The sequence below is a fragment of the Hafnia sp. CBA7124 genome, assembly GCF_002355555.1.
GTDB lineage: Bacteria > Pseudomonadota > Gammaproteobacteria > Enterobacterales > Enterobacteriaceae > Hafnia > Hafnia alvei.
Genome location: NZ_AP017469.1, coordinates 220856 through 240187, shown reverse-complemented (window position 1 = coordinate 240187; position 19332 = coordinate 220856). Strand labels below are relative to the sequence as shown.

Annotated in this window: 16 protein-coding genes; 8 read left to right on the top strand and 8 right to left on the bottom strand. The window is 50.3% G+C overall.

Going from position 1 to position 19332, the window contains the following annotated elements:
* The first annotated feature begins 298 nt into the window (after window positions 1-298).
* From CPY98_RS01140 to CPY98_RS01120, 5 genes are all read left to right on the top strand, one after another.
* The gene (locus CPY98_RS01140) at window positions 299-1381 is read left to right on the top strand and encodes a PTS fructose transporter subunit EIIC (RefSeq protein WP_046450385.1); all 1083 of its coding nucleotides are present in this window, start codon (window positions 299-301) and stop codon (window positions 1379-1381) included.
* Between the two features lie 21 nt (window positions 1382-1402).
* Window positions 1403-1723 (top strand): PTS fructose-like transporter subunit IIB, encoded by a 321-nt coding sequence (locus CPY98_RS01135; RefSeq protein WP_043490296.1) that lies wholly within the window; start codon window positions 1403-1405, stop codon window positions 1721-1723.
* A 71-nt stretch (window positions 1724-1794) separates the two neighbouring features.
* On the top strand, window positions 1795-4092 hold the full coding sequence (locus tag CPY98_RS01130) for a formate C-acetyltransferase (protein ID WP_096386040.1): 2298 nt from the start codon (window positions 1795-1797) through the stop codon (window positions 4090-4092).
* Window positions 4058-4945, top strand: a complete 888-nt coding sequence (locus CPY98_RS01125) for a [formate-C-acetyltransferase]-activating enzyme (protein WP_096386037.1) — start codon at window positions 4058-4060, stop codon at window positions 4943-4945. Before CPY98_RS01130 ends, CPY98_RS01125 begins: the two co-directional genes overlap by 35 nt.
* 25 nt (window positions 4946-4970) lie before the next feature.
* Window positions 4971-5315, top strand: coding sequence for a PTS fructose-like transporter subunit IIB (locus CPY98_RS01120; RefSeq protein WP_025802200.1), 345 nt, complete (start codon window positions 4971-4973; stop codon window positions 5313-5315).
* A 25-nt stretch (window positions 5316-5340) separates the two neighbouring features.
* Here CPY98_RS01120 and CPY98_RS01115 read toward each other — a convergent pair whose 3' ends face one another.
* Window positions 5341-6201, bottom strand: coding sequence for a helix-turn-helix transcriptional regulator (locus CPY98_RS01115; protein WP_369828309.1), 861 nt, complete (start codon window positions 6199-6201; stop codon window positions 5341-5343).
* A gap of 311 nt (window positions 6202-6512) precedes the next feature.
* Between CPY98_RS01115 and CPY98_RS01110 the strand changes: the two genes are divergently transcribed.
* Window positions 6513-7001 carry a hypothetical protein gene (locus CPY98_RS01110; RefSeq protein WP_052959279.1) on the top strand — a complete coding sequence of 163 codons (489 nt, stop codon included), beginning with the start codon at window positions 6513-6515 and terminating at the stop codon, window positions 6999-7001.
* A gap of 194 nt (window positions 7002-7195) precedes the next feature.
* Here the strand turns inward: CPY98_RS01110 and metE are convergent, their stop codons facing one another.
* Window positions 7196-9472: a 5-methyltetrahydropteroyltriglutamate--homocysteine S-methyltransferase gene (metE, locus tag CPY98_RS01105; protein ID WP_096386035.1), complete on the bottom strand. Its 2277-nt coding sequence runs from the start codon at window positions 9470-9472 to the stop codon at window positions 7196-7198.
* Between the two features lie 282 nt (window positions 9473-9754).
* On the opposite strand from metE, the gene metR reads away from it, so the two are divergent.
* Complete coding sequence (gene metR / locus CPY98_RS01100; RefSeq protein WP_096386032.1) at window positions 9755-10762, top strand: HTH-type transcriptional regulator MetR; 1008 nt, start codon at window positions 9755-9757, stop codon at window positions 10760-10762.
* Here the strand turns inward: metR and CPY98_RS01095 are convergent.
* Both CPY98_RS01095 and CPY98_RS01090 read right to left on the bottom strand, forming a co-directional pair.
* Window positions 10671-11540, bottom strand: a complete 870-nt coding sequence (locus CPY98_RS01095; RefSeq protein WP_046360352.1) for a carboxylate/amino acid/amine transporter — start codon at window positions 11538-11540, stop codon at window positions 10671-10673. The genes metR and CPY98_RS01095 overlap by 92 nt on opposite strands.
* A gap of 103 nt (window positions 11541-11643) precedes the next feature.
* Window positions 11644-12528 carry a LysR family transcriptional regulator gene (locus tag CPY98_RS01090; protein ID WP_096386029.1) on the bottom strand — a complete coding sequence of 295 codons (885 nt, stop codon included), beginning with the start codon at window positions 12526-12528 and terminating at the stop codon, window positions 11644-11646.
* Between the two features lie 101 nt (window positions 12529-12629).
* Here CPY98_RS01090 and CPY98_RS01085 point away from each other — a divergent pair, with 101 nt between their 5' ends.
* Window positions 12630-13226 (top strand): NAD(P)H oxidoreductase, encoded by a 597-nt coding sequence (locus CPY98_RS01085; protein ID WP_096386027.1) that lies wholly within the window; start codon window positions 12630-12632, stop codon window positions 13224-13226.
* A 59-nt stretch (window positions 13227-13285) separates the two neighbouring features.
* Here the strand turns inward: CPY98_RS01085 and CPY98_RS01080 are convergent, their stop codons facing one another.
* The 4 genes from CPY98_RS01080 to CPY98_RS01065 form a co-directional block, all read right to left on the bottom strand.
* Window positions 13286-14425, bottom strand: coding sequence for a DUF4056 domain-containing protein (locus CPY98_RS01080; RefSeq protein ID WP_157743831.1), 1140 nt, complete (start codon window positions 14423-14425; stop codon window positions 13286-13288).
* Complete coding sequence (locus CPY98_RS01075; protein ID WP_096386025.1) at window positions 14422-15564, bottom strand: BamA/TamA family outer membrane protein; 1143 nt, start codon at window positions 15562-15564, stop codon at window positions 14422-14424. The genes CPY98_RS01080 and CPY98_RS01075 overlap by 4 nt, the downstream gene beginning before the upstream one ends.
* Window positions 15564-16517, bottom strand: a complete 954-nt coding sequence (locus CPY98_RS01070) for a hypothetical protein (RefSeq protein ID WP_369828308.1) — start codon at window positions 16515-16517, stop codon at window positions 15564-15566. Before CPY98_RS01070 ends, CPY98_RS01075 begins: the two co-directional genes overlap by 1 nt.
* A gap of 309 nt (window positions 16518-16826) precedes the next feature.
* The gene (locus tag CPY98_RS01065) at window positions 16827-19169 is read right to left on the bottom strand and encodes a zinc/cadmium/mercury/lead-transporting ATPase (RefSeq protein WP_096386019.1); all 2343 of its coding nucleotides are present in this window, start codon (window positions 19167-19169) and stop codon (window positions 16827-16829) included.
* Window positions 19170-19332: the final 163 nt, after the last annotated feature.

Sequence of the window (19332 nt, the reverse complement as noted above, 5' to 3'; positions counted from 1 at the left end):
GATAGAAGCAGTGCGACCTATGCGGATATGGGACAAAAATGCCAAACACTGGACAAATGTAATCACCCGTAAAAAGTGAGATGCCGCTCACATCGCAAATTAACGCTAGATTCTTCGATTCATTCACCATAAGTTTGCGCCCGATCTCATTTTCATCCACACCGTACAAATATCCAGTAAATGGCATTTTTCTCCACTGTCTGCCGAACTTTAGATTGCCTATTGTGGAGTCCAGTTTCGAGTCAGATCGGCCTTAATGGCTCATCCTATGCATTTACTCTCTGTACTGGAGAACGCGATGAAAGAGTTGGTTCAGATACTTAAAAATACCCGCCAGCACTTAATGACTGGCGTCTCACACATGATCCCTTTTGTCGTCGCCGGCGGCATCCTACTTGCCGTGTCCGTCATGTTGTACGGCAAAGGTGCCGTGCCCGACGCAGCGACCGATCCCAATTTAAAAAAGCTATTTGATATCGGCGTTGCTGGTCTGACATTGATGGTGCCCTTTCTGGCTGCCTATATTGGCTACTCCATCGCCGACCGTTCTGCGCTAGCTCCCTGCGCCATCGGTGCATGGGTAGGAAATTCATTTGGCGCGGGCTTTTTCGGGGCCATCATTGCTGGGATTATCGGCGGTATCATCGTGTTCTATCTCAAGAAGATCCCCGTTCCCAAGATCCTACGTTCGGTCATGCCTATCTTCGTTATTCCAATTATCGGCACTCTCCTGACTGCGGGGATCATGATGTGGGGATTAGGCGAGCCCGTTGGTGCGCTCACCTCAGGCCTGACCCATTGGTTACAAGGTATGCAGCAGGGAAGCATCGTCGTCCTTGCGGTCATCATGGGGCTCATGTTGGCTTTTGATATGGGTGGTCCCGTCAACAAAGTCGCCTACGCCTTCATGCTTATCTGCGTTGCTCAAGGCGTTTATAGCGTTGTGGCCATTGCCGCCGTCGCGATTGCCATTCCGCCTCTTGGGTTGGGTTTTGCCACCCTGATTGGCCGCAAATATTACAACACGGAAGAAAAAGAAGCGGGTAAAGCCGCGCTGCTCATGGGCTGCGTGGGCGTCACCGAAGGCGCTATACCTTTTGCCGCCGCCGACCCATTACGGGTAATCCCATCCATCATGATCGGCTCCGCCTGCGGTGCTGTGACCGCGGCATTGTTTGGAGCTCAGTGCTACGCCGGCTGGGGAGGACTTATCGTTCTGCCCGTCGTTGAAGGGAAACTGGGTTATATCGCCGCGTTGGCCGTTGGCATGGTGGTTACCGCGCTGTGCGTCAACTTATTGAAAAGTTTGGCAGCCAAAAAACAGGCCGTACAACTTGAGAATCAAGAAGACGATTTAGATCTGGATTTTGAAATCAATTAATTCTGTTTTGAGGACATCATTATGACAAAGATTATCGCTGTAACCGCTTGCCCATCAGGTGTTGCCCATACTTATATGGCGGCTGAAGCCTTAGAACGCGCGGCGAAAACCAAAGGCTGGGAATGCAAGGTTGAAACCCAAGGCTCCATCGGATTAGAAAACGAATTAACGGCCGAAGATGTTGCATCTGCAGATATGGTGATCTTAACCAAAGACATTGGCATCAAGTTCGAGGAAAGATTCCAAGGTAAAACCATCGTACGCGTCAACATCAGCGACGCGGTTAAACGTGCAGATGCCATCATGGGCAAAATAGAGTCCCATATTTCACAAATGGCCTAATTGCAGGAACCGATGTGGATTGTTAAATCCATAATCATTTTCCCCGCTGAATCCTCGGATCGGAGTCCACTATGACCGCTCGTATCGAACGCTTAAAAGCAGCGATGTTTGCTAACCCTAGAGAAATTTCACTGGAGCGAGCCTTGCTCTATACCGCAAGCCACCAGCAAACTGAGGGCGAGCCAACGATTTTGCGCCGAGCGAAAGCCACCGCATACATACTCGATCATGTTGAGATCTCTATCCGAGCCGATGAGTTAATTGCGGGTAACCGCACCGTTAAACCACGCGCAGGGATCATGTCTCCGGAGATGGATCCCTATTGGCTTCTCAAAGAGCTAGACCAATTTTCGACTCGCCCACAGGATCGCTTCGAGATCTCAGAGGCAGATAAAGCCATTTACCGTGACCAGCTATTCCCTTATTGGGAAAAGCGTTCAATGAAAGACTTTATCAATGGGCAGATGGACGATGAAGTTAAGACCGCAGTAAAAACGCAAATTTTCAGTATTAACCAAACCGATAAAGGGCAAGGGCACATCATCATTGACTACCCTCGTCTGCTGAAAAATGGCCTAGGCGCGCTGGTCAGCGAAATGCGCTTACTGATCGCCGAGCAACCTGATAACGCTTTTTATCAAGCTGCTTTTCTACTGCTAGAAGCCTCGCAGCGCCACATACTGCGTTATAGCGCGCTAGCGCAAGAAATGGCGTTGGCTTGCCCTGATGAGCATCGTCGCCAAGAACTCGTCACAATAGCAGAAGTATCCGGCATCATTTCCACTGAGCCTCCGCAGGATTTCTATCAGGCCTGTCAGCTGTTTTGGTATATGAACATCATCTTGCAATATGAGTCGAACGCCAGCTCCCTTTCGCTAGGGCGTTTTGACCAATATATGCTGCCCTTCTATCAATCGTCATTGAATCAAGGCGAAGACCCACTTTTCCTGCGCGAACTATTGGAATCACTGTGGATCAAATGCAACGATATCGTGCTACTACGCTCCACCTCAAGCGCACGCTATTTTGCTGGTTTTCCAACGGGTTATACCATCTTGCTGGGTGGCCTAACGGAAACAGGTCGCAGTGCGGTCAACATCTTGTCGTTTTTATGCCTAGACGCATACCAAAGCACTCAGCTTCCACAGCCCAACCTCGGCGTGCGTGTGAATGAATTAATCGACCGCCCTTTCCTGTTGAAAACTGCCGAAACTATTCGCATCGGCACGGGTATTCCCCAGATCTTCAACGATGAAGTCGTTGTCCCTGCATTTTTGAATCGGGGCGTTTCGCTAGAAGACGCACGAGATTATTCGGTGGTCGGCTGCGTAGAACTCTCTATTCCGGGCAAAACCTACGGCTTGCATGACATTGCCATGTTTAATCTACTCAAAGTCATGGAGATCGTTCTGCTTGAAAATGAAGGCAACGCTAATCTGCATTACGAAGATCTCTTGGAACAGATCCGCAACAAAATTTGCCACTACGTAAAATTGATGGCGCAAGGCAGTAATATCTGTGATATCGGCCACCGTGATTGGGCGCCGGTACCGCTGCTTTCATCCTTCATTAGTGATTGTCTCAGCAACGGCAAAGACATCACCGAAGGGGGAGCGCGCTACAATTTCTCGGGTGTGCAAGGCATCGGTATCGCAAACCTTAGTGATTCTCTGCATGCGTTGAAAGGCATGGTTTTCGATCAACAGCGACTTAGTTTTGATGAGCTGATTGCAACACTGAAGGCTAACTTTGCAACGCCAGAAGGTGAGAAAATTCGTGCCCGCCTTATCAATCGCTTTGAGAAGTACGGCAACGATATCGACGTGGTGGATAACATCAGCGCCGATCTACTGCGTTTTTACTGCAAAGAAGTTGAAACCTACCGCAACCCTCGAGGTGGGCAGTTCACACCGGGTTCCTATACTGTTTCAGCCCATGTTCCGCTCGGTGCGGTAGTTGGCGCAACGCCTGATGGGCGTTACTCAGGTGAACAACTGGCCGACGGCGGGCTATCGCCGATGCTCGGTCAAGATGCACAGGGGCCCACCGCCGTGCTCAAATCGGTAAGTAAATTGGATAACTATCTGCTTTCAAACGGTACATTGCTGAACGTGAAATTCACTCCGTCCACACTCGAAGGGCAAGCTGGGCTGAATAAACTCGCCGATTTTCTGGGTGCATTTACTAAGCTCAAGCTACAACATATTCAATTTAACGTGGTGAATACTGAGACATTACGTGCCGCACAGGAGAAACCACAAGATTACGCGGGGCTCGTAGTGCGTGTGGCTGGTTATAGCGCCTTCTTTGTTGAGCTGTCGAAGGAGATCCAAGATGACATCATTCGCCGTACGGCACATCAGCTCTAACCCGCCAACATCCGCTGGGCGCTTGCCCAGCAATATGGCGCGGATCTTTAATATCCAACGTTATTCGCTTAACGACGGCGGCGGGATCCGCACCGTCGTATTTTTCAAAGGCTGCCCGCACACCTGCCCGTGGTGCGCAAATCCTGAATCTATTTCTAACCAAATACACATCGTACGCCGCGAAGCCAAGTGCCTGCATTGCCAGCCGTGTCTGAATAATGCCGATGAGTGTCCGGCCGCTGCGATGGAGCGTATTGGGCGCGATATTTCGCTCGACGATCTTTTGAAAGAAGTGCTGAAAGACGACGTATTTTTCCGTTCGTCTGGAGGGGGCGTCACCCTCTCTGGCGGCGAGGTACTGATGCAAGCGCCTTTTGCCCTCCAACTTCTCACCCAGCTTAAACATTTAGGTATTAATACCGCTATAGAAACGGCAGGCGATACCAGCCTCACAACGTTTCTCGAACTGGCCAAGCAGTGTGATTCCATCCTGTTTGATCTAAAAATTATGGATGAGGAACGAGCGAAAAATCTGCTCAATATGCACCAACCACGTGTTTTACGTAATTTCACTCGGCTGATAGAAGAAGGAATACTACTTATACCACGTGTGCCGCTTATTCCCGGCTACACGCTGGACGTAGACAATTTTCAGGCCATATTAAAATTCTTGGCACCTTTTAAACTCCCCGAAATCCATTTACTGCCGTTTCATCAGTTTGGTGAGGCCAAATATCGTCTGCTCAATCGCCCTTATAAAATGAGCGACGTAGTAGCACCTAACGAGGCAGAGATCGAACCAATACGGCAACTGGCCATCAAGGCTGGATATCGTGTTATAACGGGCGGGTAATGAGTGTGCTTGCGAGGATACGAAAATGACCATCAAACTGGTTGCAGTCACCGGCTGCATTAGCGGCGTAGCTCATACCTATATGGCCGCAGAGCGATTGGAGAAAATCTGCCAACAAGAAAAATGGCAGGTAAAAATTGAAACTCAAGGGGCACTTGGTATCGAAAATCTGCTATCAGAGCACGACGTGGCCTCTGCGGATGTCGTGTTATTAATTGCCGATATAGAACTGGAAGGTGCCGAGCGCTTTACCCATTGCCGCTGCGTTCACAGCAGTATCAGCACATTTCTGCGCTTCCCGGAGCGCACATTAACAGCGGTGAAAAAGATCGTCACATCACCGCAGGAAACACACATCAACATTGCCTAGACAGAATATTCGCTAACCTGTTTTGCTACGCCTTATCCAATAACTGACTCCGATACTGGCGGCGATACTCCGAAGGAGAACGTTCGGTAGTTTTCCGAAACAGTCGACAAAAGTAGTTACTATCAACAAAGCCACACGCATGAGCGACTTCCTTTACTTTCATATCGTAGCGTTTCAGCAAATGCTTGGCCTGTTCAAGGCGCGTGTAGTTGAGATATTCATTAAAACCTACGCCTCCCGCTTTTTGGAATAGATGTGAAAGGTAATTAGGCGAAATATAAAATGCCTGCGCAACAGACTCGCGGGTTAACGGATCGCGATAAAATTCATCAACATGCTGACGCACCGCGTCAAACAACGCCTGACTACGTGATGCGGTCTGAACCTGGCTGCCGAGTAAATCTAAACAATGGCTGATCAATCCCTTCACGATGAAACGCGCCGTGTTTTGATCGCGCTGGTTCCACGTCAGTTCATTTAGCGCCTGCAATAGAAATGAGCCCACACGCGGGCCACGACGCGCCACATTTTGCTTACCCAAATCCTGATACTGCTCACCGTTCCAGCTTAGTAAACTAAACCCAAGCTGCTGCTTGCCGAACAAAATGCTCAACGTTGTCACCGGTGTACTCCATTCAGGGCTATTCCACCCTCCGGCCGGAACAAACAGGGCGTCGCCCGCTTGCAGAATATGTTCAGCCGAACCGCCTTGCACGTCCTCCCACCTCATTTTTTGCTGGCCTTCTAACACCAGTTCTAAGCGCGGGAAATTAACCTGATATGCCAGTTCCGGTGCAGGTTGCTGATTACCCGTAAAATACACCTGTCCTTGCCGCTCAGGCTGCTTTAACCACAACGTCAGCGCATGGGTAAGTTCTCTCATCAGCATTGCATCCTTGATATCAATAGGCTTGATTTGGTTTTTTTGAGAATAACACAGAGCTTTTAGCGCCAAGAGGTTCTTTGGTTTGACCTTTTCATCACATGGCACATTATGTTAATGCTTTGTTGCACTTTGTTTGGTTTTATATTGTTAAGGAATGGATAGACACGAATTCATTCCGTACAAACCCTCTTTCTTTGCTCATAACTAAAACACCCTATTCGGCAGGCCATCACATCGTGTGGTGGCCTCGTTATACGCAACAGCTCCATGACGGTTTGATTCATAGGTTTAGCTACGTACGGAGGCAAATTATGAGAAAAATCAGATACCATCACACCTTATTGGCTTCAGCGTTGCTGGTGTTTTCTGCGTCCAGTTTGGCGGAGCAGCTACCTAACTGCGAAAGCGTGGTACGTCAGGCCAACGAACAGCTCATGCATCAATCCTCAGCAACCATCAACGATACTCAGGGTTTGAGCTCTTTAATCCGCCAAATCAATCAGCACCAAGAGCTACCCGCCAGCTATGTCACCACCGATAAAGCAAAGCGATTTGGCTGGAGTGGAAATACACAAGAATCTATTTGGGCGAGTAATTTACTGTTAGAAAACAAAAGTATCGGTGGGGATGCCTATGATAAAAGCCCAAACAATGCCAACGAGCGCTGGTACAGTGCTGATGTCGATAGTCTGCGCGGATATCGCAGCGGTAAGCATTTAATTTATCAGCCAGCAAACGCAACTTACTATCTCACCACCAACGACGGCAGTTCCTTTGTCGCGATTCCTCAATGCCTGTAGCTGATGAGTCGGATGCCGCATTGCGCAGCATCCGAAACCAAAGATATTTTATCGATCGTTTATTAAACCGAGATACACGGGGCTATCGCAGGGCGGGGCGCTCCGGCAGCTAAAGCTGCTACGACCCCATCCCTACGATTCCCCTAAAATCAAACTTGAGTAAACATAATTAAACTCAAGCAACTAGCGTCCTATTAAGCCTCAAGCTCACGCAGACGCTGCGCCGCTTTAACCATGTTCGCCAATGACTGGCGCGTTTCTGGCCATGCACGCGTTTTCAAGCCACAGTCTGGGTTTACCCACAGACGCTCAGCCGGAATGTTTTGCGCGGCTTTACGTAAGAGATCTTCAATCCACTCAACGCTCGGCACATTTGGCGAATGGATGTCATACACGCCAGGGCCGATCTCGTTTGGATATTCGAACTCTTTAAACGCCTCCAGTAGATCCATATCAGAGCGAGAAGTCTCGATGGTAATGACATCGGCATCCAGTGCCGCGATAGAATCCATGATGTCATTGAACTCGCAGTAACACATATGCGTGTGGATCTGGGTGTCGTCTTGTGCAACGGCCGCATTCAGTCGGAAGGCGTCAACCGCCCACTCCAGATACGCCTGCCAATCAGAGCGACGCAGCGGCAAACCTTCACGCAGTGCAGGTTCATCGATCTGAATAATACCAATGCCTGCTTTTTCTAAATCTTCGACTTCGTCACGCAATGCCAACGCGATTTGCTTCGCAATGGTTTCACGCGTCACATCTTCACGCGGGAATGACCAGCAGAGGATCGTCACCGGTCCTGTCAGCATGCCTTTCACCGGTTTGTCCGTTAGCGACTGAGCATATTTCGCCCACTCAACGGTAATCGCTTCAGGGCGGCTAATATCACCAATAATAACCGGAGGTTTAACACAGCGGGAACCGTAGCTCTGCACCCAACCATTTTGAGTAAACACAAAGCCATCAAGATGCTCACCGAAGTATTCCACCATGTCATTACGTTCGGCTTCACCATGCACCAGCACGTCCAAACCTAAACGTTCCTGCTCGGCAATGGCCTGTTTGATATGTTCGCTGATGCCCGTGCGATAGTTGCTGCCATCAACGCGGCCTTGTTTGAAGTCTAAACGCAGGCCACGGATCTCCGTAGTTTGCGGGAATGAGCCGATAGTTGTTGTCGGCCATGCCGGTAAATTGAAACGCTTACGCTGGGCTTCTGCGCGCTGTTCATAAGGCTGGTTACGGGCGCTATCACGCGCTGTAATCGCCGCCAGACGTTGCTCTACCTGCGCGTTATGCACTCGGCGAGAGCTGCGACGCGCACGGATCGGTGCGCTGTAATCCGCTAACGCTTGCAGATTCTCTGCAACCGGTTCGTTAATTGCCTGAGTTAACAGCGCCAGCTCAGCACATTTTTGCAGAGCAAACGCAAACCAGCTTTTTACCTCTTCGTCCAAACGTGTTTCCACGCTCAAATCAATCGGGCTATGCAGCAGGGAACATGAAGAACCCACCCAAATTTGACGCTGAGTCACCAGCGGCTGAATACGCTCGAACCACTGGCTGACATCAGCGCGCCATACATTACGGCCATTAATCGCACCGACCGATAATAACCACTCCTGCGGCAGCGCATTATGCAAGGCGTTCAGGTCATCTTTGCCGTGCACTGCATCAACGTGCAGGCCTTGAACCGGTAACGAACGGATGGTTTCAAGGTTATGGCTGATCCCTTCGAAATAGGTGGTCAGCAGCAGTTTCACCTGCCCCGCCAACGCTTGATAGGCTGGCTGATAAGCATCGAGCCATTCCTGCGGTAATTCGAGCACCAGCGCAGGCTCATCAATTTGCACCCATTCAATACCGCGATCTGCCAGCGCTTTCAGAACCTGCTGGTAAACCGGCAAAATATCTTGCAGAAGGTCTAAGCGATCAAACTGTGCGCCTTTGACCTTACCGAGCCACAGATAGGTGATTGGCCCGAGCAGCACTGGCTTTACGTTATGACCCAACGCCAACGCTTCATCCACTTCTTCTAACAGCTGCGTCCACCCCAGAGAAAATTTCTGCCCCTGCGTGAATTCCGGAACCATGTAGTGATAGTTGGTGTTGAACCATTTGGTCATTTCAGCTGCCGCCGCAGGTTCGCCGCTTGGCGCACGTCCACGACCGATGCGGAAAAGCGTATCCAGATCGATTGAGCCGTCTGCATTTTGATGACGAGCCGGTACGTTGCCCAGCAACAGACTGGTGGTTAACACATGGTCATACCATGCAAAATCGCCGACCGGTAGTAAATCAACGCCCGCTTGCTGCTGCTGTTGCCAATGACGAGCACGCAGTTCTTTACCCACGGCCAGTAGTTCATCTTGAGAGATAGTGCCCGCCCAGTAACTTTCCTGTGCTTTTTTCAGTTCGCGACGCAGGCCGACACGCGGAAAACCTAAAGTGTGATTGATTACGCTCATTATTCTTACCCCATTATGTAGAGAGATATCACCGATATAGCCGCGTTCGGCGTCGGAATTATTGTGGCTATAAGCTGAATAATTCGGGTTGAAGACCGGCGAAAAACTTGTCAGTCCCTAGGAGGTAGATCGCGATGTCACTAGGGGTGAACAAGCTTAACCAACGCATCTGCAACTTGAATTATGATGTGTATAGCCATCTAGATGTTTACACATCCATAATCCACAGGTACTGTATATCGAACAAGCGCAAATTATTCACACTCAAGGTGAAAGACTCTCATGATCGAACTGAAACACTTAAGGACGCTACAGGCTCTGAGAAATACGGGCTCTCTAGCCGCTGCGGCAGCGCAGCTGCATCAAACGCAGTCCGCCCTTTCACATCAGTTCAGTGATTTAGAGGAACGCTTGGGCTATCGCTTATTTGTGCGTAAAAGTCAGCCGCTGCGTTTTACCGTGCAGGGTGAGATTATGTTGAGGTTGGCGGAGCAGGTTTTACCGCAGATCCAACAGGCGTTAAAAGCCTGTAACGAGCCACACCAAAGTGCGCTGCGCATCGCCATTGAATGTCATAGCTGTATCCAATGGCTTACCCCAGCGCTAGATAAATTCCGTGAGCATTGGCCGGATGTTTCCGTCGATTTTCACTCCGGCGTCACCTTCGATCCCCAGCCAGCGCTGCAACAGGGTGAACTGGATCTGGTCATGACGTCAGACATCTTGCCGCGCAGTCATTTGCATTACACGCCGATGTTTGACTATGAGGTTCGGTTGGTGCTTTCGCCCGACCATCCTTTGGCAAGCAAAGCTGAAATAACGCCGCAGGATTTAGCTGATGAAACGTTGCTGATTTATCCAGTGCAACGCCAACGCCTAGACGTATGGCGCCACTTCCTACAGCCAGCTGGCGTCACGCCTGCACTAAAAAGTGTAGATAACACGCTGTTGCTGATTCAAATGGTTGCGGCACGAATGGGCATCGCTGCGCTGCCGCATTGGGTGGTAGAGAATGTGGAACGCCAAGGCTTAGTCGTCACCAAGCCTCTCGGTGACGGTTTGTGGAGCCGTCTGTACTCTGCGGTTCGTGACGGTGAACAAAATCAGCCCGTTACCGAAGCATTTATTCAGTCCGCCCGCCGTCATGCCTGTGAGCATCTGCCATTCGTGCGTGATGCGCAGGTTTATCACGGCAAGATTACCCGTGATGCTTTATCTCACGACGAACAATCCATCGACGATGCACCCATAGAGAAAGCGCAATCACCGCGCCACCGGCAATCAGTCTGATCCAGTCCGGGTGCTGCTGCCAGATCGCCAGATTAACCAGCAGCCCCGCAGGGATCAGCACGTTATTCATGATGGCTAACGTACCGGCGTCCACCTGCGTTGCCCCATAGTTCCACATGAAGTAGCCCATACCGGAAGCCCCCACGCCCAGCCAGATCAAAATCCCCCACTGTAACCCCGTGGTGGGCATCATCTGGTGATGACCAAACAGCAGCCACGCCGGTAAAGCGATACAAAGTGCGCCTAAATAGAACCATGAAAACGCGTTGCGCTGCGGCATCGGGCTGATTTCCATCACGCGCTTATAACCCACCTGCCCTATCGCAAAGCAGATATTAGCGCCCTGAATGAGAGCAAAGCCGAGCAAAAATTGCGGGCTTAACGGGTTATAGCGAATAATCAGCGCCCCTAAAACCGCCAGCAACGCGCTGAATAAATATCCCCAGCGCAGCCGGTTTCCCTGCATCAGATCGTAGATCAACGTGACGTAAATTGGCGTCATGATGGTGAACAGCAGAACTTCTGGCACCGAAAGATACAAGAAGGACTGGTAGTAAAACAGATACATCACCCCGAGCTGGCAGGCACCGAGCGCCATATACAGCAAAGCCTGTTTGGCCTGTACCCCGCGCCAGCGCAAGAAGGGTAAAAAGACCAGCGCAGCAAGCGCGACTCGCACTAATACCGCAAACCAACCATCAACCTGACCGGCCAGATAAACGCCAATCAAGCTGAATGAAAATGCCCACAACACGGTGGTGAGAAGTAATAAAATCACGAAGTCTTATGCCCATTGCAGATTTAGGCAGTAATTCTACTCAAGGATGCGTATGAATGTTGGGCGAAGTAGGTTTACATCTGAATGATTTTCAGCCATCCGTTCAAGCGGATTTAATATAGTCGACAAAGGCACGCAAACCGCAGGTCATATACTGCCGACTCGGATAGTACAGCTGGAATCCTGGCCGCTCCGGTAACCACTCGTCGAGCACGGAAACCAACCGGCCACTTTCAAGATGAGACTTCACTTGGTCATAATACAAAAAGCCAATACCCGCCCCGAGCAAAGTGGCATCCAACATCGCATCTACGTCATCTAAAATAATATTGCCGTTAGGGGCGACCTCTAGCTTTCCTTCAGGCCCATAAAATTCCCAGTGATAAGGCCGGCCGCTGGGGAAACGGAAGATAACGCTCTGATGATCCACCAGCTCACGCGGATGAATAGGCTTTCCATGCTGGATGAAATAATCCGGCGTGGCGACCACGGCAAACTTAACCGGTGGGCCGATAGGAATGGCGATCATATCTTTTTCCACAATCGCACTTGGGCGAACCCCTGCGTCAAAAGCCTCACCCACGATATCAGCCAGTTTATCATCGGTGGTGATTTCTACTTTGATATCAGGATACTGGCGAGAAAAACCGACAACCAGCGGAATCAAAAACAGCTTGGCTGCCACACGAGCGGCATTAATTTTTAATGTCCCCATCGGCAAATCACGAAAGCAGTTCACTTCATCGATCATGGTATTGATTTCATCAAACGCGGGACGCATTCGATCGTACAAACTCTTACCGGCTTCGGTCAGCGCAACGCTGCGTGTGGTACGGTTGAATAGCCGGATTTTAAGCCGCTGCTCAAGCTGCTTAATCGCATGACTTATCGCCGAAGGTGATAAGCCAAGCTCATCTCCCGCCGCACGAAAGCTTTTATGCCGCGCAACAACGATGAACGGCGCAAAATCGGAAAAGTTCAGCCGCATTAGTGAAAATCCTTCATCAACCTATCCCAAATACTCACTTTTACAGAATTATCTTTCCCTCGTAAAGTGTCAGCCACACCTTAAGAGATTGAGATAACTCCATGAAATCAGAGAAAATGTATATTGTATGGGCGCATCCACGCGCTGATTCATTGACCGCACATATTGTTGAGGCCATGCAGAGCCAAGCCGCACGCCATGCTATCGACGTGACTACACTCGACCTTTACCGCCGAGGGTTTAATCCCGTGCTAGACGTTGAGGATGAGCCTGACTGGGAGAATCCAAACAAGCAATACTCACCCGACGTGCATCAGCTGTATAGCGAACTGGAAGGCCACGACACGCTGGTAGTCGTCTTTCCACTCTGGTGGTACAGCTATCCGGCCATGATTAAAGGGTATATGGATCGCGTTTGGAACCATGGACTGGCCTACGGAGGGAAAGGTTTTCCGGCGAGAAAAATTCGTTGGGTAGCGTTGGTTGGCGGCTCACAATCAGGCTTTGTGAAATACGGTTGGGAAAAAAATATCACCGATTTCCTCACCAGCTGTGGCAGCTACTTAGGCGTTGAGGACATTAAAATTACCTTCCTCTACAACACCATAGGCGTTGAAGAAGACATTGCCGATCGCGAAAGTCATTACCAATCGCTGTTCGCTATCGCTCGCGAAGTGATTGACGAAACAGCAAATTAATCGGCTAAACATTGCAAAAAAGGGACGCACACTTACGTCCCTTTCGCTACATCTCACTGCTATTTTTGCGCGCTCAAATCCACGGCATCCTCCACTCTGGCATGAAGCGCCAAGGCGGGAAAATCACGGAAAGTATAGTATTTGGCAGGCGCAGGCAGTTGCTTCATGGAACGACCGGGCCAGAGCTGAAGCTCTCCCAACGCTTGCATCTGCAAACCAGCCCATTCATGAGGAAGCTGTAGGCGCAGCGGCTTCGCCTGCTCACCCGGTACCGGCGTAGGAACGCGATCGTCTTCCGTTAGGTAATTACGCTTCAACACCAGAAATTTCTCCGGTACAGCGCGATGGCTATTCCACCAATTACCATCCAGCATATCGAATTGGAAACGCGTATCGCTGGCTTCAACCGCACCTAGACGATGCAACGCATCCGGCAAAACTGTCTGCATAGCCACATTAAACTGTTCTACCGAAGCCGTGTGTCCTTGCAAAATCAGCGACGTTGCCAAACGAGCACCGACTAAGTTCGAATAGAGATCTTCCGGTGAAAAAGCAGAAATTCCTTCTGAAAATCCGGGAACCGACTCAAAACCATACCACTGAGCAATTTCATGCCACGCGGCTACTTGGAATGCTAAGTAACTCGAGAGATAAGCGGCCAACGTAAAGCGCTCGGCTTCGTCCTGCGGAGGCGTGAATGCAAACAGCGTGATTTGGCGTTTCGCGAGTTCTTGGCTAAGTTCAATAGTTTGCGCCTGACCCAACTGCGGCCAAATATGGCTGAACAGATAGAGCGTCATATCCGCCGTATCACGCACATGCGCAATATCGATGAATCCACCCCGCGTGGTATACAGCAAACCATCTTGTTCGCTGCTGATCCCCATGAGATTGGCAACCGCACCAAACAGACTGTCGTTATAGTGGTGTTCCCCCAATGAATCAGCCTCTACCACGTTATTAAGCTGATAAAAGGGAACCGGGATCCCCAGCGCCTGTGCTTTTAAGTTATAGCCAAAAGCACAGCACGGGCGTAATCCATCGGGGGCAGAAAGCCGTTCAACCGTTGGCCACACACGCGTAGCGCTCTGCTGAGGCGCAGTTGATAGATCAGGCGTAATCGGCAATTTTACGTTCGCTGAGCAGGCAGATGTCAGCAAGATCAGACTCGATAGTCCATATTTGAGCACAATGTTCAAAATGCTTCCCCTACCTGAAAATAGAATCCCGTGCTGCCTTTACCGACGCCAAGATCGAGACGAACGTTCATACGCGGCTTAAATTCAAAACGATAGCCCACGCCCACCGAGGGCAGCCATGCGCTTTGGCCTAAATCTCGCGTATTTGGCCCCATGGTGCCCGTTCCCAGCCAGCCAACGACGCCATGACGCCAATCTAACTTGCGTCGATATTCGATTTGCGTGCTCACCACGTTTCGATCGCGATAACGTCCCTCATAATAACCACGCATCCGATTGTTGCTGCCCAACAACGGCAGCATATTCCATGGAACATCGCCCTGCGTGAAGCGGCCATCAACCTCCCATGCCAGCACATTTTTTTCATCCAATGCGTGGTAAAGCGCATAGCGGCTGTCCAAAGAGTCAAAGCGGGTATCACTGCCAAGCCCAGGAGCATAATAGGTATAGGTTAAATTCACCAACTGACCATGCTGGGGATTGGAAACAAAATCACGGGTGTCGTAGGTAAACGTTGCGCTAGCGCCCGAGCTCAGCACCGAAGTACCCGCTTTTTCGCGCTCTAGCGTTCCGCGATCTTTATCTTGAATTGATGCAGCATGGACGGAGGAAAATGACCAACCAAGGCCTAAATAGGTGTTCGGTGCAATTCGGTAGAGCAGATCGGGCTTAGCGCTGAATTCCTGCGAGGTGTATTTCTGTTTATCATCATCGTTGCGGCCAGCGCTAAATCCCGTCCCCCAGTAATAGGTCGGCATATCGTTGAGTGCGCCGCTGAGATAAAAGCGCCATGCGTCGTCAGCAAAAAAGCTGTAGTTCTCTAAACCTAAACCGAAAGCGCCGGTAGAACTGGCAAATCCGCTCAATGAGAGCGTTGAGTTCTGGCTAACGTGATCGTTTTTGTCCGGACGATACATGCCAACTATGGCCATACCGACGCCCAACCCTAACTCTGGCGTATAAAAAGGGCCCGGCATCACGCCCCAATCAATACCTTTATCAGGGTTAAACTGGTTGTCCGAACCGAGCCCTTTTAACCACCCATCCACCTGCTGACGCGATGGCAGGAGATCTCCTGCCTGTGCGAAAGAAGAAATGCTAAGGCAAACCACGAGCCAAAGCCCGCCAATACCCCGCATTAGAAGCGGTACTCACCGGAGACAAAGAAGCTATTACGTTCGGCAAAACCAATTTCAGTTAATACATTGAAGTTGCGGGTAATTTCATACTGTGCGCCAACCAATACGTTCCAAGGCGATTGCAGATGCTGTTTGACATCAAAGCGGCCTTTACCGTCAGGATCGGCGATGTTCATCAGACCAGCCAAATCGCCCGGCATATTGAGATCGGATAGGCTTCCTTTGAACTCCTGCTGAACGTCCTGATACATGCTTCCGACCCAGACATTTAGTTTGCTTGGTGCCATGTGCAAGGCATCAATCGCAGGGATAGTAAAACGATAGCCAACACGCGGAGACAGCGTGAAAGCGTCAATGCTGCCGTCTAAAATATCAAAACGAGTTTGCGTATAGTTCATATCAACCATCGCGAACCAGTCCTCATAACCTCCGACAAAAGTCGTACCAGCACCGTAGGTTGTGCCTTTAAATTTCAATTTGAAATCGAGATCTTGAAGTTGGCCGCTATCATGCATGCCTTTTACGACTTGGGCGATAATCCAGTCCATGCTGCCCATAGGGTATTTCGAAGGATCGGAATTAACCGACACTTTGGATAAAGAACTGCCTTTGGTATGACCCACAATCCCGTACACGTTCATGAATGGCAACAGCCACATATCCAATTTCAACGTATCGGTTTTACTTTTCTGGCGAGTCTTATCTACTTTTATATCGAATAAACTCGATGGAAGCTGGTAACTATCCCATCCCAACCCATTGAAATTAATGCTATCCACATTAATGTTCTGGCGGATATTCATATGGCTAACGCTGACACCAAACGGCAGCGGTAAATCATAGCCGAGTGCGCGCGCTTCATCTCCCCAAATAGGCAGGATAGAAGATTCTTTTTCAGGCGTCGCAGCAACCGGCGCTGATGATGTCGTCGTCGTGTGGGCATCACTTCCCATAAGAACCGGCGTTGCCGCCTGATCAATCATGGCCTGAGTCGAAGCCGGCGTAGCTGGTGTATCAGCAAAGGCTGAGGAGGAAATAATTGCAGCAGGAAGCAGCACAAACAGCGCAGAGTTTTTCATTTTTTATCAGATTTTAAGGATGAGAATATGCGTGGAAACTCAATAGAGATTCACCAAGAAAATAATTACGAGCGCGAGTATACCAATAAACTATGTGTGTATCGTAAGTCATAAAATGCGCATCGCGGCTAAAGTAGGCTTTAGCCGCGATCTATTTTCTAGTAATAACAGGGCGTTATTACGTTACTTCGACTTTCTTAATAATCTTAAAGCGTTAGCGGTAACCAAGGCTGTTGCACCAGAATCCGCCAAAACGGCCAACCATAACCCCGTCAATCCTAATAAGCTTGTCACCATAAAGACGGCCTTTAGCCCCAGCGCAATGGTGATATTTTGTCGAATATTGGCATGTGTCGCGCGCGACAGCGCAATGATTTCCGGCAATCCGGTGAGACGGTTATGCGTTAATGCTGCATCAGCGGTTTCAAGCGCCACATCAGATCCGCTGCCCATCGCAATCCCAATACTCGCCGCCTTCATAGCAGGCGCATCGTTAATACCGTCCCCGACCATCGCCGTATCCGCTTTTTGGCTGAGCGCCGTCAAAGCATCGACTTTATCGGCTGGCAGCAGGCCTGCGCGGAATTCAATGCCCAACTTACTGGCAATCGCAGCCGCTGCACGCGGGTTATCGCCGGTTAGCATCACACCGCTGATCCCCATTTTTTTCAGCTGTGCTAAGGCTTCTACGGCATCTGCACGTAAGGTGTCACTTAATGCAATAACACCAATGGGTTGCTGTGCCTGAATCACCACAACCACCGTCTTCCCCGCGCTCTCTAACGCGTGGATCTGCGCCAGTGCGTCTTCGCTCAAGGCATCCTGCGGCAGCTTAGTCGGTGCCATCACCTGAACCAGTGCGCCGTTCACCACGCCTTCAACCCCAACACCGGCCTTCGCCTGACGATCGTCGGCGGTGAGCATAACTAATTTTTTATCAGCAACATTACGGACAATCGCCTGCGCCAAAGGATGATGAGAGCCTACTTCAACCGCGGCGGCTAAGGTTAAAATCTGATCGGTCTGGGTATCCGACAGCGCAACCACGTCTGTTACCTGTGGTGTCCCCTGAGTCAGCGTACCGGTTTTGTCGAAAGCGATAGTGGTGACTCTTCCCAGCTGTTCCAGCGCAGCGCCGCCTTTAATTAATGCACCACGGCGAGTTGCGGCAGCCAAACCCGAGGTGATGGCTGCTGGAGTCGAAATAACCAACGCGCATGGGCAGCCAATGAGCAGCATGGTTAGGCCGCGATAAATCCAAGTATCCCAAGGCTGGGCAAATAACAGCGGCGGCACCAAAATCACCAACAGCGAGAACAACATAATTGCTGGCGTATAATAACGGCTGAAGCGATCGAGGAAACGCTCAATAGGTGCTCGACGTTCATCGGCCTCTTCAATCAGTTGAAGGATACGGTCAATCGCATTATTGCCCGGTTCCGATACCACGCGAAGCTGACAAACACGATCCACCACCAGCGAACCCGCAGCCACTTTCTCTCCGCTTTGGCGTTCAACCGGCACCGACTCACCGGTCAGAGCACTTTCATCAAAGCTAATGCCATCTGCCAACAATTCAGCATCCGCAGGCATACGTGCGCCCGGCGCAACTTCGATAATTTGTCCCGGCATCAACGACGACACCGCAACCGTTCTACGTTGCCCGTTTTCGACCACGACGGCATCTTCCGGCACCAGCGCCATAAGCGCCGTCACGCCTTTACGTGCGCGGCTCGCGGCGTAAGACTCTAAGAGTTCGCCGATCATGAACAGCAACAGCACCATCGCGGCTTCTTCGGTCGCACCAATAAAGAGTGCGCCAATTGCGGCAATACTCATTAAGGTTTCGATTGCGAACGGCGTACCGCTGCGCGTCAGGTTCCACGCTTGTCGAACCACCGGAGCCAAACCGACTAACGTAGTGGCAATAAATGCGATACGGCCTAATGCTGGACTAAGCTGTTCTATGCCATAGCTGACGATCATCATGACTACTAACGAGATCAACAGACCGTATTCTTTCCAAAAACCGTTTTCAGGCTGAGCTTTCGTACCACCCGCACCGAGTAACACAAAACCGGCTTTTTCCACCGCAGTCTGTACTTTTTGGCTAACGTCATGCCCTGCATCAACAACCAGTTTTTCAGTGGCAAACAGCACGGCGGCGCGTTCCACGCCGGGAATGCCACCTACCGCGGTTTCTATTTTTTTGGCACAGCTAGGGCAGTCCATACCGCGGATTTTCCAGCTAAAACGCTGACTGCCTATCGGAGGAGGAGTAAGAGGTGATGCCGAGGGGTGTTCGTCCTCATCATCGCAATCGTCGTGACAATGGCCGCCGCTACAGCAGCTATCCCCCTCAGAAGCCGAGCTAGCATGGTTATCTTGCGATGCGGGCTTATCAGAACAGCAACCATGTTGAGTTTTGCTATGGCTGTGACCACAGCCGCATGAAGAACTCGCATGGTTATGACTATGCTCGTGTGTAGGATTCGTTCCATGTGAATGGTGAATATGCTCAGACATGCTGACCTCCGTGAGGTTATCCGCTAAACGGAAAAGAGAAATAATCGAGATTTAATAGCAGTCTACACCTTGGAGTCCACTCCAGAGTCAAGGGTTTAAATGAGAAAAATTCTTGTTTTTCATACATGCTAAAAACCAATTTCTGGCCTTAAATGGAGATCTT

Coding starts and splice junctions, on each gene's coding strand:
- CPY98_RS01140 (WP_046450385.1), top strand. CDS start 299: ATGAAAGAGTTGGTTCAGATACTTAAAAATACCCGCCAGCACTTAATG.
- CPY98_RS01135 (WP_043490296.1), top strand. CDS start 1,403: ATGACAAAGATTATCGCTGTAACCGCTTGCCCATCAGGTGTTGCCCAT.
- CPY98_RS01130 (WP_096386040.1), top strand. CDS start 1,795: ATGACCGCTCGTATCGAACGCTTAAAAGCAGCGATGTTTGCTAACCCT.
- CPY98_RS01125 (WP_096386037.1), top strand. CDS start 4,058: ATGACATCATTCGCCGTACGGCACATCAGCTCTAACCCGCCAACATCC.
- CPY98_RS01120 (WP_025802200.1), top strand. CDS start 4,971: ATGACCATCAAACTGGTTGCAGTCACCGGCTGCATTAGCGGCGTAGCT.
- CPY98_RS01110 (WP_052959279.1), top strand. CDS start 6,513: ATGAGAAAAATCAGATACCATCACACCTTATTGGCTTCAGCGTTGCTG.
- metE (WP_096386035.1), bottom strand. CDS start 9,472: ATGAGCGTAATCAATCACACTTTAGGTTTTCCGCGTGTCGGCCTGCGT.
- metR (WP_096386032.1), top strand. CDS start 9,755: ATGATCGAACTGAAACACTTAAGGACGCTACAGGCTCTGAGAAATACG.
- CPY98_RS01090 (WP_096386029.1), bottom strand. CDS start 12,528: ATGCGGCTGAACTTTTCCGATTTTGCGCCGTTCATCGTTGTTGCGCGG.
- CPY98_RS01085 (WP_096386027.1), top strand. CDS start 12,630: ATGAAATCAGAGAAAATGTATATTGTATGGGCGCATCCACGCGCTGAT.
- CPY98_RS01075 (WP_096386025.1), bottom strand. CDS start 15,564: ATGCGGGGTATTGGCGGGCTTTGGCTCGTGGTTTGCCTTAGCATTTCT.
- CPY98_RS01070 (WP_369828308.1), bottom strand. CDS start 16,517: ATGGGAAGTGATGCCCACACGACGACGACATCATCAGCGCCGGTTGCT.
- CPY98_RS01065 (WP_096386019.1), bottom strand. CDS start 19,169: ATGTCTGAGCATATTCACCATTCACATGGAACGAATCCTACACACGAG.